A 15,958-nucleotide genomic window follows, 5' to 3' on the forward strand; every position below is an offset into this window, starting at 1 on the left:
AGTAGTTTACATCAAAAGCAAATATAACTAATTCATTTAAAAAACAGACATTTTAATCATTTACTTCAGTGTCTTTCTTGTTAATAAAAAGTAAAAATTCCCACTTGTCACTTTGTTTAATTTTACTGACTTTGTTTAAGCTTGAGTGTGATTTACTTGCTAAAAGGTGTTAAAATTGGAATACTTATCAACAAAGTGGTAAAATGTGGTAAAATGTGGTAAAATTTTCAATATATTTGATTTTTACAAATTCTGACAATTTAAAACGGTTGTGAACTCATTAATAGGAACATACGAATGTAAAGTAGACGCAAAAGGACGCCTTATGCTGCCTGCTGCGCTGAAAAAACAGTTGGATCCTGAGTTGCAAAATGGGTTTGTTTTAAAGCGTGCTGTGTTTCAGGAATGTTTGGAATTATATCCAATGCAAGAATGGAATGTATTAATGCAAAAAATGAACAAACTTAATCGTTTTAAAAAGAAAAACAATGACTTTATTCGCAGGTTTACTGCAGGAGTAAAAATTGTTGAAGTGGATGCTAATGGTCGTTTGTTAATTCCAAAAGATTTGGTAGCGTTTGCTTCTATAGCTAAGGATATCGTGATGTCTTCAGCTGTTAATATTGTAGAAATTTGGGATAAAACGAAGTATGAAAAAGCTATTGATGATGCAGCAGATGATTTTGCTGATTTAGCTGAAGAGGTAATGGGTCAAGATGAAGAATATGACAGCATATCATAATCCAGTATTATTAAACGAAACAGTAGATGGTTTGGCTATAAAGCCAGATGGAGTCTACGTGGATGTTACTTTTGGAGGAGGTGGACACAGTAAGGAGATTTTAAGTCGTTTGGGTGAAAACGGAAAGCTGTATGCTTTTGATCAAGATGTAGATGCGTTAGAAAATGCAATTGACGATCCAAGATTTACTCTAATTCATGAAAATTTTAGATATATCAAACGTTTTTTACGCTTTCATGGTGTAAAGCAAGTGGATGGTATTTTGGCTGATTTTGGTGTGTCGTCTCATCAATTTGATGTGGCTTCTAGAGGGTTTTCTACACGTTTTGAAGCGGATTTAGATATGAGGATGAATCAAAATGACACGCTGTCTGCGTTTCATGTGATTAATGAATATGATGAGGAGCAGTTAAGGCAAGTGTTGGCGCAATATGGAGAGCTTCGTTCTGCACCAGCAATGGCAGGTTTAATTGTAGAGCATCGTAAAAATGAAATAATTAAAACTAGTGATCAGCTTAAAAAGGTGTTACAAAGATTTTTGTCGCCTAAGCACGAAAACAAAATATTGGCTCAGATCTATCAAGCTATTAGGATAGAGGTGAATCAAGAAATTGAAGCTTTAAAAGAGTTTTTACAACAAACACCTGAGGTTTTAAAATTAGAAGGACGATTAAGTTTAATTTCTTACCACTCTTTAGAGGATAGATTGGTAAAACGATTTATTAGAAATGGATTGTTTGAAGGAGAGCCAGAACGCGATGTTTTTGGTCGTTTTGAAGTGCCATTAAAAAAAGTTGGAGGATTAATAATCCCAACTAAAGAAGAAATTAAAATTAATAACAGAGCGCGAAGTGCAAAGTTGCGTATTGCTGAAAAAATATAACATTGAAAAAAAGTATCTATAGCATATTAAGAGGGACTTTTTTAGTCAGTGAAGATTCATTTAAAAACTGGAAGCTAATCATATTTATTTCAGTTTTAGCAATTGTAATGATAGCTAGCTCGCATAGTTTAGATAAAAAAGTGCATCAAATAGCAAAACTTAATAATCAGGTTAAAGAGTTGCGATCCGAGTTGTATGATGGAAGAACAAAACTGATGCAGTTAAAAATGGAATCTTCTGTTGTAAAAAAAATGAAAGAAAAAGGTTTGGCGCCTTCTGTTATTCCGCCAAAAAAAATAATTGTTAAACCGCAAACTTAGTTCCACTCGTGGCAGTAAACGAAAAGAACATATTAAACAAATTATATTTTGTCGCAGGATGTATGTTCATCTTTGGACTGCTTGTGGTTGGAAAATTGTTAACCATTCAGGTTGTTCAAGGTGATAAGTATAGGGCTTTGGCAGATAAGCGTGCTATTAAGGACGTGGTTATTCCAGCAAACAGAGGTAACGTTTATTCTGCAGATGGTAGTTTGTTGGCAACATCAATACCTAAGTATGACATATTATTTGACGCAATTACACCTTCAGATAAAAATTTTAAAGCCAACTTAAAGCCATTAAGTGATGCCTTATCAAAATATACAGGTAAACCTTCAAGTTTTTATCAAAAAGAACTAGGGAAAGCTAGAGCTAATAAAAACCGTTATTTTTTATTGGCTAGAAATATTGGCTACTCAGAGTATTTAAAGTTTAGAGAATTTCCATTATTAAAATTAGGAGCTTTTAAAGGTGGTTTAATAGTAGAACAAAAAGTTAAAAGAGAACATCCTTTAGGTGAAGTCGCGCAAAGGACTATTGGTTATGAGCGTACTGATGATGAAGGTAATGTCACTAGAGCAGGTATTGATGGTGCTTTTGGTGTCGATTATTTAAGAGGAAAAGATGGTAAGCGTCTAAAACAAAAAATTGGAAAAGGACAGTGGAAACCTATTTTGGATTACGATCAAGTAGAGCCTAAAGATGGTTTTGATGTGTACACGACAATAGATGTTAATATTCAAGATATTGCACACCATGCGTTATTAGAGCAATTAGAATTGTATCAAGCAGAGCATGGAACTGTTGTGGTAATGGAAGTTGAAACAGGTGAAATTAGAGCTATTTCTAATTTAGGTAAAACAGCGTCAGGTCATTATTGGGAAAAAAGAAACTATGCGGTTTATGAAGCGCATGAGCCTGGATCTACCTTTAAGTTAATGGCTTTAATGGCTGCGCTTGAGGATAAGAAAATAGACACGTCAGATATTGTTGATACAGGAAACGGTTACAAAGTATTTTATGGTAGAGGCATAAAGGATTCTCATGGAAACGGAAAAATTTCTGCAGCAAGAGCTTTTGAAGTCTCTTCAAATATTGGATTAGCTACAATTGTAGACAATGCCTATGCAAAGGATCCAAACCGTTTTATAGATATTTTAAGTAGTTGGAATTTAGATAAAAAATTAGGAATTTCTATAAAAGGAGAAGGTCAACCTATGATTCCAAGACCAGGAGATGGTAAATGGAGTCGTAATGCTTTACCGTCTATAGCTTATGGATATAACCTTAAAATCACACCTTTACAAACCCTAACTTTTTATAATGCTGTTGCTAATAATGGAGTTATGGTTAAGCCACGATTTATTAGAGAGGTAAGGGATTTGAATAAGCAAATTGAGGTATTTGATAAAACGATTATTAACAAGAAGATTTGTTCTGACGAAACATTGCGTGCAGCTCAAGAAATGCTTAAAAATGTTGTTGTAAAAGGTACTGGTAGATCGTTATACTCGGACTATTTTTCTATGTGTGGTAAAACAGGAACTGCAAGGGTAGAATATTGGATGGACGACTGGGCTAAAAACCCACGTTACATTTCTTCATTTGCAGGATATTTTCCTGTAGATAATCCTAAGTATTCTTGCATTGTTGTAATCCATAAACCTAGTGTTAAAAAAGGGTTTTATGGTGCTGACGTTTCTGGTCCAGTATTTAAAAAAATAGCTCAAAAAATTTTTACAGACACACCATTAATTGATCAGGTAGCATCACTAAATGTTAACGATGTAAAAGTGGATAAAGAGTATGAGAGTTATTATAAAATAGCAAATACTTACAAAACAATTATGCCAGATGTAACAGGATTACCTGTTATGGATGCTATGGCTTTGTTAGAAAACATGAACGTAAAAGTAAATGTAAAGTGTCAAGGTCAAGGGACTGTAAAAAGTCAGTCAGTTAATAAAAACACCAAATTAAAAGATAATCAAACTATAGTTTTAGAAGCCTCGTGATAGCATTAAAAGACATATTATATAAGGTAACATTAGATACTGTTGTAGGTAGTACAAATATCTTAGTGCGCAATATTCATTTTAATTCTCGTAATGTAGCAATTAACGATGTTTTTGTGGCTGTTAAGGGTAGTCTAACGGATGGGCATCAGTATATAGAAAGTGCGATACAGCAAGGTGCAATTGCTGTTATTTGTCAGGAGCTTCCAAATGTTATTAAAACTGGAATTACATATGTTAAAGTGGATGATTCAAGTGCTGCTTTAGCAATAATGGCTTCAAATTTTTATGGAAATCCTTCAGAAAACTTAAAGCTAGTAGGTGTAACTGGTACTAATGGAAAAACCACAATTGCTTCGCTTTTGTATCAACTGTTTAAAAAAGCAGGTTTTAAAGTTGGTTTGCTTTCCACAGTAAAAGTTATGGTGGATAATCAGGAGTTTCCTGCAACGCATACCACACCAGATTCTTTAACTATCAATAGGTACTTAAAGTTAATGAATGATGAAGGTGTAGAGTTTTGCTTTATGGAGGTTAGTTCTCATGGAATTCATCAAAACAGAACCTTAGGTTTAAGGTTTGAAGGCGGAATATTTACAAACCTTTCACATGATCATTTAGATTATCATGATACGTTTGCTGAATATAGAGATGTTAAAAAAAGATTTTTTGACGAATTGCCTAAAACTGCATTTGCATTAACTAATGGTGATGATAAAAACGGAAGCATAATGCTTCAAAACACTAAAGCAAAACAATATTCGTATGCTTTAAAAAGCTTTGCAGACTATAAGGCTCAGATTTTAGAAAATCAGTTTAATGGATTGTTGTTAAAGCTAAATGATAATGAAGTTTGGGTTAGGTTAATCGGAAATTTTAACGCGTATAATATTCTTGCAATTTTTGCTACAGCAGAACTTTTAGGTCTTGAAAAAGAGGAAACGTTACGATTAATTAGCGAGTTAGAGAGTGTAAGTGGGCGTTTTCAATTTATAATTTCTGATCAAAAAATAACAGCTATTGTAGATTATGCACATACACCAGATGCGTTGCAAAATGTATTAGAAACTATTAATGATATCAGAACCAAAAACGAGGACGTAATTACTGTCGTTGGTTGTGGTGGAGATAGGGATAAAACTAAGCGTCCAAAAATGGGTCACATAGCTTCAGCGTTAAGTACTAAAGTTATTTTTACAAGTGATAATCCACGTACAGAAGTAGCAGAAGTAATTATAGATGATATAGAAAAAGGTGTCGAGCCACAAAATTTTAAAAAAACAATGTCAATTGTGGACAGAAAGCAAGCTATTAAAACAGCTTGTCAATTAGCAAATCCAAACGATATTATTTTAATAGCAGGAAAAGGTCACGAAACTTACCAAGAGATAAACGGAAAGCGCCATGATTTTGACGATTTTAAAATAGTTCAGGATTTTTTAAAGCAATTACAAAAATAATAAATGAAATTATGCTAATCGTAACAGTATTAAAACGGTTTAGCTAAATAAAAGCAATATAAATGTTATACTACTTATTTGAATTTTTAGAAAAAAACTACCAATTCCCTGGTGCTAGTGTGTTTCAATTTATCACATTTAGGGCAGCCATGGCTATTATATTGTCATTGTTATTTTCTACAATATTTGGTAAACGTATAATTGTAGCGCTACAAAAAAAGCAAGTAGGAGAGTCTGTTAGAGATTTAGGATTAGATGGACAATTAGAAAAAGCAGGCACACCAACAATGGGTGGAATTATTATAATTCTTGCAACACTGTTGCCAGTATTGTTATTAGCTAGATTAGATAATATATATGTCATTATGTTAATTGTAACCATGTTATGGATGGGAGCAGTTGGGTTTACGGATGACTACATAAAAGTATTTAAAAAAGATAAAAAAGGTCTTAGCGGAAAGTTTAAAGTGTTAGGGCAAGTAGGTTTAGGTTTATTTGTAGGTTCGATTATGTACTTCCATCCAGGAATTACTATCAAAACAGAAAAGGTTAATCCAGTTTTTGAAACTGAATTAATAACTCAAAGTTCTGAAAGAGAATTTAATGTGGAAGAGCAGTCGCTAAAAACAACCATTCCTTTTGTAAAAGATAATGAGTTTGATTATTCAAATTTGGTGACATGGATGGGAGACGATTATGCTAAATACGCATGGTTGGTATTTATACCAATCGTAATTTTTATAATTACAGCAGTTTCTAATGGTGCCAATTTAACGGATGGTATAGATGGGTTAGCAGCTGGTAGCTCGGCAATTATAGTTTTTGTATTGGCAATATTTGCTTTTATCTCTGGTAACATCGTATTCTCAGATTATCTTAATGTGATGTTTATACCACGACTAGGTGAAATGGTTGTGTTTATAGCAGCTTTTGTCGGAGCCTTAATCGGTTTTTTATGGTATAATACATATCCTGCACAAGTATTTATGGGTGACACAGGTAGTTTGACAATAGGTGGTGTTATCGCTGTAATAGCAATAGCAGTAAGAAAAGAGTTGTTGATACCTGTATTATGCGGAATCTTTTTCGCAGAATCATTATCAGTGATTTTGCAGGTTAGCTATTTTAAATTTACACGAAAAAAATATGGAGAAGGACGACGTATATTTTTAATGTCTCCTTTGCATCATCACTATCAAAAAAAGGGTTATCACGAAAGTAAAATAGTAACTCGCTTTTGGATTGTTGGAATTTTTCTAGCAATACTGTCCATAGTAACATTAAAATTAAGATAAAAGCTAAGACTCAAAATAAACAAGTCTATAAGTTTAAGTATAAATGAAAAAACAAAAATTAGTCATATTAGGAGGTGGAGAAAGTGGTGTTGGTACAGCACTTTTAGGAAAGGCAAATGGCTATGCTGTATTTGTTTCTGACAAAGGAAAAATAAAAGAAAAGTACAAGCATGTTCTTATACATAATGAGATTGAATGGGAAGAAGAGCAACACACTGAAGATAAAATATTTGAGGCAGATTTTGTAATGAAAAGTCCAGGGATTCCTGAAAAAGTGGCAATAGTTAAAGTGCTTATAGATAAAGGTGTGCCTGTAATTTCTGAAATAGAATTTGCCTGTCAATTTACTGACGCGACCATTGTAGCCATTACAGGTAGTAATGGTAAAACAACAACCTCTATGTTAACGCATCATGTGTTAAAACAAGAGATAGATGTTGGGTTAGCAGGTAATATTGGAGATAGTTTTGCAAAACAAGTTTTTGAGCATAATTATAAAAATTATGTTCTAGAAATAAGTAGCTTTCAATTAGATGGTTGCATCAATTTTAAGCCAAACATTGCTGTTATTACCAATATAGTGCCAGATCATTTGGATAGATATGACTATAAATTTGATAATTATATCGCTTCAAAATTTAAGATTACCCAAAATCAAACAAAAGAAGATTACTTAATATATGATGCAGATGACGAAGTGATTTTGCAATATATAAACAACAATAACATTCAAGCTACATTATTACCGTTTTCGTTAACTAAAACAATACAAAATGGTGCGTATTTGGATCAAGACAACATTATAATAACAATAGATAATAATCAGATAATTATGCCAACAAAAAATATCGCTCTAGAAGGAAAACACAATACTAAAAATGCTATGGCTGCTTCAACAGTAGCACATTTATTACAAATTAGAAAGCAAACCATTCGCGAAAGTTTAGAAAATTTTCAAGGTGTAGAGCATCGTTTAGAAAATGTACTTAAAATCAATAAAGTGCAGTACATAAACGACTCTAAAGCTACCAATGTAAACGCGACTTATTTTGCTTTAGATAGCATGGAGTCTCCTACGGTATGGATTGTTGGTGGTGTAGATAAAGGGAATAATTATCAAGAATTATATCCTTTTATTAACGAAAAGGTTAAGGCTATCATTTGTCTTGGTGTTGATAACGAAAAGCTGTTGGCAAGCTTTGGTAAAATGGTCGATGTTATTGTAGAAACACAGTTTATGAGTGAAGCTGTTAAAATAGCTTACAAGTTGGCAGAGGCTGGTGATAGTGTGTTATTATCTCCTGCATGTGCAAGCTTTGATTTATTTGAAAATTATGAAGATAGAGGTCGACAGTTTAAAGAAGCTGTAAGAAACCTTTAATAGTATATCAAGTTGTTTAAAATCTAGTTAGTACTAAATAAGTAAATGCAAAACACAATAATAAATAATATAAAAGGCGATAAGTTAATATGGGCAATTTCTGCGCTATTAGCTATATTTTCGTTTTTACCAGTATATAGTGCTGCAAGTAATTTGGCATACATTGGTGGAGACGGTAATACCTTTGGTTTTTTTATTAAGCATTTAATGCACTTGTTTTTAGGTTTTTCTATTATGTACGGAGTGCACAAAATCCCTTATCGTTATTTTAGGGGATTGTCAATGGTTATGATGCCTATTGTATTTGTGTTGTTAATTTTAACAATATTACAAGGGACTACTATTGATGGTGCTAATGCAAGTCGCTGGATTAGGATTCCGTTTGTAAATATGTCATTTCAAACATCAACATTGGCAGCTGTTGTTTTAATGGTTTACATAGCAAGGTATTTGTCTAAAATTAAAGACAAAACAATAACTTTTAAAGAGTCTGTTTTACCCTTATGGGTTCCAATTTTTATAATTTTGGCATTGATATTGCCATCAAACTTTTCGACTACAGCAATAATATTTGTAATGACTAGTGCCTTGTTATTTTTAGGAGGTTATCCTATTAGATATTTAATGGCAATGGGATTAGTTGGTTTAGTTGGTCTTACAATGTTTATTTTAGTTGCTAAAGCTTTTCCAGATGCTATGCCAAATCGTGTAGACACTTGGATAAGTAGAATTGATAGTTTTTTTAATAACGAAGATACTGAAGAGGATTATCAAATAGAAAAAGCAAAAATAGCTATAGCTTCTGGAGGAATAGTTGGTGTTGGATCAGGAAAAAGTATTCAAAAAAACTTTTTACCTCAATCTTCCTCCGATTTTATTTATGCCATAATTGTTGAAGAATACGGTTTAATTGGAGGTCTAGCCTTAATGGTTTTGTATATGTGGTTGCTATTCAGGATTATTATAGTAGCTCAAAAAGCAGATACCGTTTTTGGAAAATTATTAGTATTGGGTGTTGGCTTACCAATAATTTTTCAAGCTATGATTAATATGGCTGTAGCTGTAGAGTTGTTTCCTGTTACTGGACAAACACTACCATTAATTAGTAGTGGAGGAACAAGTATATGGATGACTTGTTTGGCAATTGGAATAATTTTAAGTGTAAGCGCAAAACGAGAAGAAATTATAAAAAGTGAAAAAGATTCTGATGAAACCAATCCATTAGATATTTTATCAGAAACATTGGAAGATTAAATTTTAAAAAAAAATATAGGCTAAATCTATTTTCAATACGTAGTTTAAAAAGTAAAGTGAGTAATACAAATAAAGCATATAAGATAATATTATCAGGTGGAGGCACAGGAGGCCATATCTATCCTGCAATCGCGATTGCTAACGAGTTGAAGTTGCGCTATCCAGAATCAGAATTCTTATTTGTTGGTGCAAAAGATAGAATGGAGATGGAGAAGGTGCCACAAGCTGGTTACCAAATTAAAGGATTGTGGATTTCGGGAATCCAACGTCAATTAACGCTTAAAAACATGATGTTTCCATTTAAACTAATTAGTAGTTTATGGAATGCTAGAAAAATAATTAATCAGTTTAAACCAGATGTTGCAATTGGAACAGGCGGTTTTGCAAGTGGTCCATTATTACATATTGCAGCTTTAAAAGGTATTCCAAGTTTAATACAAGAACAAAATTCTTATCCAGGAATTACCAATAAATTGCTGTCTAAAAAAGTAGCTAAAGTTTGTGTAGCTTATAATGGTTTAGAACGCTTTTTTCCTTCAGAAAAAATCATAAAAACAGGTAATCCTGTTAGGCAAGATTTGTTAGATATTTCTTCAAAAAGAGCCGAAGCGATTAAGCATTTTAATTTAATAGAAGGTAAACAAACCTTACTTGTGTTAGGCGGAAGTTTAGGTGCAAAAGCTATTAATGAGTTAATGGTTAATGAGCTTGATTTTTTGCAAACGCTAAACATCCAAGTCATTTGGCAATGTGGTAAGCTATATTATCAAACATATAAGTTGTATGGCAATACAAAACATGTGCAAGTACATCAGTTTATTAATAAAATGGATTATGCATATGCAGCAGCAGATTTTATTATATCTCGTGCAGGAGCTAGCTCTGTAAGCGAGCTTTGTATAGTAGGTAAACCAGTAGTGTTTGTGCCTTCTCCTTATGTTGCAGAAGACCATCAAACAAAAAATGCTAATGCAATAGTAAAAGAAAACGCTGCCATATTAATTGCTCAAGAAGATTTAAAAGTAGACTTTAAAAATAAATTTGGACAATTAGTGGCTTCAAAAGAAAAGCAAGAAGAGTTAAGTCAAAATATAAAAAAACTAGCATTAATTAATGCAACAAAAGATATAGCTGATCAAGTTGAAAAACTATTAACTAAATAATGAATTTAAATAACATACATAACATCTATTTTATTGGTATTGGAGGTATTGGTATGTCTGCTATTGCACGTTATTTTAACGCAAATGGTAAACAGGTTAGTGGCTATGATAAAACTAAAACAGATATCACTGATAGTTTAGTAGATTTAGGTATTACTGTTACATTTAGTGATGACATCAATAACTTAGAGGGGCGTTATTTAAATCCAGAAACAACATTAATAGTTTATACGCCTGCAGTTCCTAAAAATCATGCGCAATTAAATTACTTTTTAGATAATAAATTTAAAGTTCTAAAGCGTTCTGAAATATTAGGTCTTATAACAGAAAATTCGTTTTGTTTGGCAGTAGCTGGTACACATGGTAAAACAACAACTACTAGTATTTTAGGACATTTGTTAAATGAATGTAATGTTGACTTAACAGCTTTTTTAGGAGGTATTAGCGAAAATTATAATTCCAATCTTATACTAAATGGTGATAAAGTAAGTGTCGTTGAAGCAGATGAGTTTGATAGATCCTTTCTTACTTTAAGTCCAGATATGGCATGCATTACTTCCATGGATGCAGACCATTTAGACATTTATGGAGACGCTTCAGAGCTAATTAAAACGTTTGAAGCTTTTACTAAAAAATTAAAGCCTAATGGTAAGTTATTTGTAAAAAATGGCTTGCCTTTACAAGGGATAACTTATGGTATAGAGGATAATGCAGACTATTCTGCACAAAATATTACCATACAAAATGGTGCTTATGTTTTTGATGTAAAGACACCAAAAACAGTGTTAAAACAATTTAAATTTAATCTACCTGGTAGACATAATTTATCAAATGCACTAGTCGCATTAGCTATGTCGTTAGAGTATGGTTTGCCTCAAGATCAATTAGTAAAAGCATTAGCATCTTATAAGGGTGTTAAACGCAGATTTACATATCAAATTAAAACAGATGACTTAGTTTTTATTGATGATTATGCACACCATCCAGAAGAGATTAATGCAGTGCATCAAGCAGTCAGAGAAATGTATCCAAAGGATAAGGTGGTTGCAGTTTTTCAACCACATCTTTTTTCCAGAACACAAGATTTTGCACAAGACTTTGCAAAAAGTTTAGCGCAGTTTGACCAAGTCTTGCTTTTAGATATTTATCCTGCAAGAGAAATACCAATACAAGGTGTTACATCGGACTGGTTATTAGATATGATTGATAATAAAAATAAAAAATTAGTAACTAAACAGACTGTTGTTCAGCATATAAAAGATAGTAAAGCCAGAATTGTATTAACAATTGGAGCTGGAGATATTGGTGCAGAAGTATCAAAAATTAAAAAACAATTATTAAATGAAAGCTAATTGGAGCTATATAAAAATGGGATTACTACTAGGTTTAGTAGTGTTTTTGTATGCCTTCTCTTCAGCAAGAAGTGGTAAACGATTAGTGTCAAAACCTAATGTAGAATTCATTGGGAATAAAAACCTATTTATCACACATGAAGATGTTAGTAAGTTGTTAATACAAAATCAACAAAGTGTTACCAACAAGTCTAAAGAAATTTTAGATTTGAATTTGTTAGAGACGACCCTAAATGCAAATCCAATTGTCGAGTTTGCAGATGTTTACGTTAGCGTAACAGGTAAGTTAACAGCCAAAGTAAAACAAAAAACGCCTATTGCCAGAGTGGTAGCAGACGCGTCTTTTTATGTAGATAGCAATGGTGGCTATATGCCACTATCAAAAAACTACACAGAACGCGTACCAATGGTAACCGGATTTGTCAATAAAAACGACTTAGAAAAAGTTTATACCATAGCAACAAAAATTCAAGAAGACCAATTTTTGAAAAAGCATGTGGTGCAAATTCATCAAAATAAAAACAGCACAATTAACCTTAAGTTAAGACAGTGTGATTTTGTAGTCAAATTAGGCAGTTTAGAACAATTGGACAAAAAAATTAATAATCTAAAAGCTTTTTACTTAAAGGCTACAAAAGATAAAGTTTTAGATAATTATAGTATAGTAAACTTACAATTTGGTAATCAAGTTGTTTGCACAAAAGCATAAGTTATGGAACAAAACATTGCAGTAGGATTAGACATAGGAACCACAAAAATTGTGGCTATGATTGGTCGTAAAAACGAATATGGAAAAGTCGAAATTTTAGGCATAGGTAAGTCTAAAAGTTTGGGTGTGCATCGTGGTGTGGTTAATAACATAACGCAAACCATACAATCTATACAATTAGCAATTCAAGAAGCAGAAGCTGCAGCAGCTACAAAAATTGAAGGTGTTACAGTAGGTATTGCAGGACAACATATTAGAAGCTTACAACATAGCGATTATATTACTAGACCAAATAGCGAGACAGTAATTGATGAAGAAGATATAGAGCGTTTAATCAATCAAGTACATAAATTGGTAATGCTACCAGGAGAAGAGATTATCCATGTATTACCACAAGAATTTAAAATTGACGGTCAAGCCGAAATTAAAGAGCCTATCGGTATGTATGGTGGTCGTTTAGAAGCCAACTTTCATGTTGTAGTAGGTCAAGTATCTTCCATCCGAAACATAGGACGATGCGTACAAAGTGCAGGATTAGCATTAGAAGGGATCACTCTAGAGCCTCTAGCTAGTGCAAATGCAGTATTAAGTCAAGAAGAAAAAGAAGCAGGAGTCGCATTAATCGATATAGGAGGAGGTACAACAGACTTAGCTATTTTTAGAGACGGAATAATTCGTCATACAGCAGTCATCCCTTTTGGAGGAAATGTAATAACAGAAGACATAAAAGAAGGTTGTTCAATCATTGAAAAACAAGCCGAACTTTTAAAAATTAAATTTGGTAGTACTTGGCCAGGAGAAAATAAAGATAATGAGATTGTCTCAATTCCAGGCTTAAGAGGTCGCGAGCCTAAAGAGATAACATTAAAAAACTTGTCTAAAATAATTCACGCACGAGTAGTAGAAATTATTGAGCAAGTATACGTCGAGATTAAAAATTACGGTCACGAAGAACAAAAAAAGAAACTAATAGCAGGAATTGTTTTAACAGGTGGAGGGAGCCAGTTAAAACATTTAAAGCAATTGGTAGAGTATATAACAGGTATGGATACTAGAATAGGTTATCCAAACGAGCATTTAGCAGGAGACAGTGATGACGCTATAACCAGTCCTTTATTTGCAACAGCAGTGGGATTAGTTATGGACGGATTAAAACGTCAAGATCGTAAAAAAGCAGAAGCAGTAATTGAAGAAGAAATTCAAGCACAAGAAATTGCTAACGAAGAAGTGCCAGAAGTAGAAAAAATTGAACCACCTAAAAAACAACGTAAGTCGTTTTTAGATACGTTAACAGAAAGAGTCAAAGACTTTTTGGATAACGCAGAATAATAAATACATAAGAATACTAAGCGATGTATGTATCGCTAAAAAATAATAATTGATCCAGTAAAATAGAATTTATGAGCAGCAACAACGAATTCGAAAACATAGCATTTGATTTACCAAAAAACCAATCTAATGTCATTAAAGTCATTGGTGTAGGTGGAGGAGGTAGTAATGCCATAAACCACATGTTTCTTCAAGGAATAAAAGGTGTGGACTTTGTCATTTGTAATACAGATGCACAAGCCTTACAAAACAGTGGTGTTCCAAACAAAATCCAGTTAGGTTTAAACTTAACAGAAGGATTAGGTGCAGGAGCAAATCCAGATGTAGGAGAGCAATCAGCTGTAGAGAGTTTTGACGATCTACAACGTATGTTAGACACTAACACTAAAATGATATTTATCACAGCCGGAATGGGTGGAGGTACTGGTACAGGTGCAGCTCCAATTATTGCTAAAATGGCTAAAGATTTAGACATTTTAACAGTTGGTATTGTAACAATGCCTTTTCAATTTGAAGGTAAAATGCGTAATGCTCAAGCACAAGAAGGGATTGAAAAATTACGTAAAGAAGTCGATAGTTTAGTTGTGATTAATAACAACAAACTACGTGAAGTATATGGTAACCTAGGATTTAAAGCTGGTTTTTCTAAAGCAGACGAGGTCTTATCTACTGCAGCACGTGGTATTGCAGAGGTAATTACACATCACTACACACAAAACATCGATTTACGTGATGCTAAAACAGTACTTAGTAATAGCGGAACTGCTATTATGGGATCTGCCTCAGCATCAGGTCAAAATCGTGCGCACGAAGCGATTTCTAAAGCATTAGATTCACCTTTATTAAACGATAATAAAATCACTGGAGCCAAAAACGTATTGTTGCTAATCGTTTCTGGTGCTCAAGAAATTACTATTGACGAAATTGGAGAAATCAATGACCATATTCAAAACGAAGCTGGTCATGGTGCAAATATTATAATGGGTGTTGGTGAAGATGACAATTTAGAAGAGTCAATTTCAGTAACAATTATTGCAACTGGTTTTGATGTAGAACAACAAAACGAAATTTCTAATACTGAAACTAAAAAGGTAATCCATGCATTGGAAGATGATCAAAACATGGAGCAAGATTTAAATAAGAAGGATAAAGAGCCTGCTATAATCTTACCAAATATTGAGCTGGAAGAAAAGAAAGAAACACCTAAAGCAGTTGTACATACATTAGATATAGAAGAAGATACTGACGATCAATTATCAGCTTTTGAAATTGCTCAAGTAAACAAGCAAAAAAGTACAACAGTTAACGACCAAGATTTTGTTCAAACCACTCAGTTTATAAAAAATATTGATGTTAACTATACTCAAGTAAATGCGTTAATTGACGAAACGGAAGAGTTTAACATAACAAATACTAATGCTAAAGTCAACCAAGTTAGTAATGTTGAGGAGACTGAAAAAAAACAACAAATTACGTTAAGTTTTGATATGCCATTATCAGAGCCTGTAGCAGAACCTGTTGTGGAAGAAGAAAAACCTGTTATTATGAATTTAACAGATGAAATCAGTAACTTAGAAGTTAATGATTTTGTTGAAGTTGTTCCAGTAACAGAAAATTCAGAATCAGGCGAAATTAGATATGCATTAGATGACTATTCAGATGTTGAGTCTAAGACAACTAAAGTATCAGAAGCTAAAGTTGAAGTTGATAAAGAAGTTGTTTTTGAGAAAAAAGAAATTGAAGCTCAAGAATTAGAAATTGATATTGATGCTGAGGTTGATCCAATGAATACTCCAATTTCTGAATTACTTAAAAGTAGAGCAGATGAGCGTAGAAAGAAAATGAAAAATTTTAATCATAAATTTAATAGCTCAAAAATTGAAGATATTGAAAAAATTCCAGCGTACAAGCGACAAGGTTTAGAGTTAGAAGACAGACAGCATTCGTCAGATAATAATATTTCAAGAACATCTTTAGGTGTAGATGAAAATGACGACATACAATTAAGAAGCAATAATTCTTTTTTACATGATAATGTAGATTAATAATCAATTA

General features: G+C 32.8%; 13 protein-coding genes. All 13 read left to right on the top strand.

All coding sequences use genetic code 11. The features are described from left to right. Nucleotides 1-271: 271 nt before the first annotated feature. The 13 genes from mraZ (at nt 272) to ftsZ (ending at nt 15,948) form a co-directional block, all read left to right on the top strand. Nucleotides 272-742 (top strand): division/cell wall cluster transcriptional repressor MraZ, encoded by a 471-nt coding sequence (mraZ, locus tag M890_RS0114865; RefSeq protein WP_028284276.1) that lies wholly within the window; start codon nt 272-274, stop codon nt 740-742. Next, on the top strand, nt 726-1,625 hold the full coding sequence (gene rsmH, locus M890_RS0114870; protein ID WP_232219162.1) for a 16S rRNA (cytosine(1402)-N(4))-methyltransferase RsmH: 900 nt from the start codon (nt 726-728) through the stop codon (nt 1,623-1,625). The genes mraZ and rsmH overlap by 17 nt, the downstream gene beginning before the upstream one ends. Nucleotides 1,626-1,627: 2 nt before the next feature. Further along, nucleotides 1,628-1,945, top strand: a complete 318-nt coding sequence (locus M890_RS0114875; protein ID WP_028284278.1) for an FtsL-like putative cell division protein — start codon at nt 1,628-1,630, stop codon at nt 1,943-1,945. 62 nt (nt 1,946-2,007) lie between these two features. Continuing rightward, nucleotides 2,008-3,960, top strand: a complete 1,953-nt coding sequence (locus tag M890_RS0114880) for a PASTA domain-containing penicillin-binding protein (protein ID WP_051437562.1) — start codon at nt 2,008-2,010, stop codon at nt 3,958-3,960. Continuing rightward, the gene (locus tag M890_RS0114885) at nt 3,957-5,420 is read left to right on the top strand and encodes a UDP-N-acetylmuramoyl-L-alanyl-D-glutamate--2,6-diaminopimelate ligase (protein WP_028284280.1); all 1,464 of its coding nucleotides are present in this window, start codon (nt 3,957-3,959) and stop codon (nt 5,418-5,420) included. Before M890_RS0114880 ends, M890_RS0114885 begins: the two co-directional genes overlap by 4 nt. 62 nt (nt 5,421-5,482) lie before the next feature. Continuing rightward, a complete protein-coding gene (gene mraY, locus M890_RS0114890; RefSeq protein WP_028284281.1) occupies nt 5,483-6,715 on the top strand; it encodes a phospho-N-acetylmuramoyl-pentapeptide-transferase in 1,233 nt (410 codons plus the stop codon). A 43-nt stretch (nt 6,716-6,758) separates the two neighbouring features. After that, complete coding sequence (murD, locus tag M890_RS0114895) at nt 6,759-8,096, top strand: UDP-N-acetylmuramoyl-L-alanine--D-glutamate ligase (RefSeq protein ID WP_028284282.1); 1,338 nt, start codon at nt 6,759-6,761, stop codon at nt 8,094-8,096. Between the two features lie 45 nt (nt 8,097-8,141). Next, complete coding sequence (locus tag M890_RS0114900; RefSeq protein ID WP_028284283.1) at nt 8,142-9,350, top strand: FtsW/RodA/SpoVE family cell cycle protein; 1,209 nt, start codon at nt 8,142-8,144, stop codon at nt 9,348-9,350. Nucleotides 9,351-9,406: 56 nt separating this feature from the next. Further along, complete coding sequence (gene murG / locus M890_RS0114905; protein WP_028284284.1) at nt 9,407-10,513, top strand: undecaprenyldiphospho-muramoylpentapeptide beta-N-acetylglucosaminyltransferase; 1,107 nt, start codon at nt 9,407-9,409, stop codon at nt 10,511-10,513. After that, entirely contained in the window at nt 10,513-11,865 is a 1,353-nt protein-coding gene (gene murC, locus M890_RS0114910; RefSeq protein ID WP_028284285.1) for a UDP-N-acetylmuramate--L-alanine ligase, read from the top strand. The genes murG and murC overlap by 1 nt, the downstream gene beginning before the upstream one ends. Then, nucleotides 11,855-12,574, top strand: coding sequence for a cell division protein FtsQ/DivIB (locus tag M890_RS0114915; RefSeq protein ID WP_028284286.1), 720 nt, complete (start codon nt 11,855-11,857; stop codon nt 12,572-12,574). Before murC ends, M890_RS0114915 begins: the two co-directional genes overlap by 11 nt. Nucleotides 12,575-12,577: 3 nt before the next feature. Continuing rightward, on the top strand, nt 12,578-13,903 hold the full coding sequence (ftsA, locus tag M890_RS0114920) for a cell division protein FtsA (RefSeq protein ID WP_028284287.1): 1,326 nt from the start codon (nt 12,578-12,580) through the stop codon (nt 13,901-13,903). 71 nt (nt 13,904-13,974) lie between these two features. After that, nucleotides 13,975-15,948: a cell division protein FtsZ gene (ftsZ, locus tag M890_RS0114925; protein WP_028284288.1), complete on the top strand. Its 1,974-nt coding sequence runs from the start codon at nt 13,975-13,977 to the stop codon at nt 15,946-15,948. Nucleotides 15,949-15,958 lie beyond the last annotated feature (10 nt).

It is taken from the genome of Olleya marilimosa CAM030 (genome assembly GCF_000518485.1).
Classification (GTDB): domain Bacteria; phylum Bacteroidota; class Bacteroidia; order Flavobacteriales; family Flavobacteriaceae; genus Olleya; species Olleya marilimosa.

Coding starts and splice junctions, on each gene's coding strand:
- rsmH (WP_232219162.1), top strand. CDS start 726: ATGACAGCATATCATAATCCAGTATTATTAAACGAAACAGTAGATGGT.
- M890_RS0114880 (WP_051437562.1), top strand. CDS start 2,008: ATGTTCATCTTTGGACTGCTTGTGGTTGGAAAATTGTTAACCATTCAG.
- mraY (WP_028284281.1), top strand. CDS start 5,483: ATGTTATACTACTTATTTGAATTTTTAGAAAAAAACTACCAATTCCCT.
- murD (WP_028284282.1), top strand. CDS start 6,759: ATGAAAAAACAAAAATTAGTCATATTAGGAGGTGGAGAAAGTGGTGTT.
- M890_RS0114900 (WP_028284283.1), top strand. CDS start 8,142: ATGCAAAACACAATAATAAATAATATAAAAGGCGATAAGTTAATATGG.
- murC (WP_028284285.1), top strand. CDS start 10,513: ATGAATTTAAATAACATACATAACATCTATTTTATTGGTATTGGAGGT.
- M890_RS0114915 (WP_028284286.1), top strand. CDS start 11,855: ATGAAAGCTAATTGGAGCTATATAAAAATGGGATTACTACTAGGTTTA.
- ftsA (WP_028284287.1), top strand. CDS start 12,578: ATGGAACAAAACATTGCAGTAGGATTAGACATAGGAACCACAAAAATT.
- ftsZ (WP_028284288.1), top strand. CDS start 13,975: ATGAGCAGCAACAACGAATTCGAAAACATAGCATTTGATTTACCAAAA.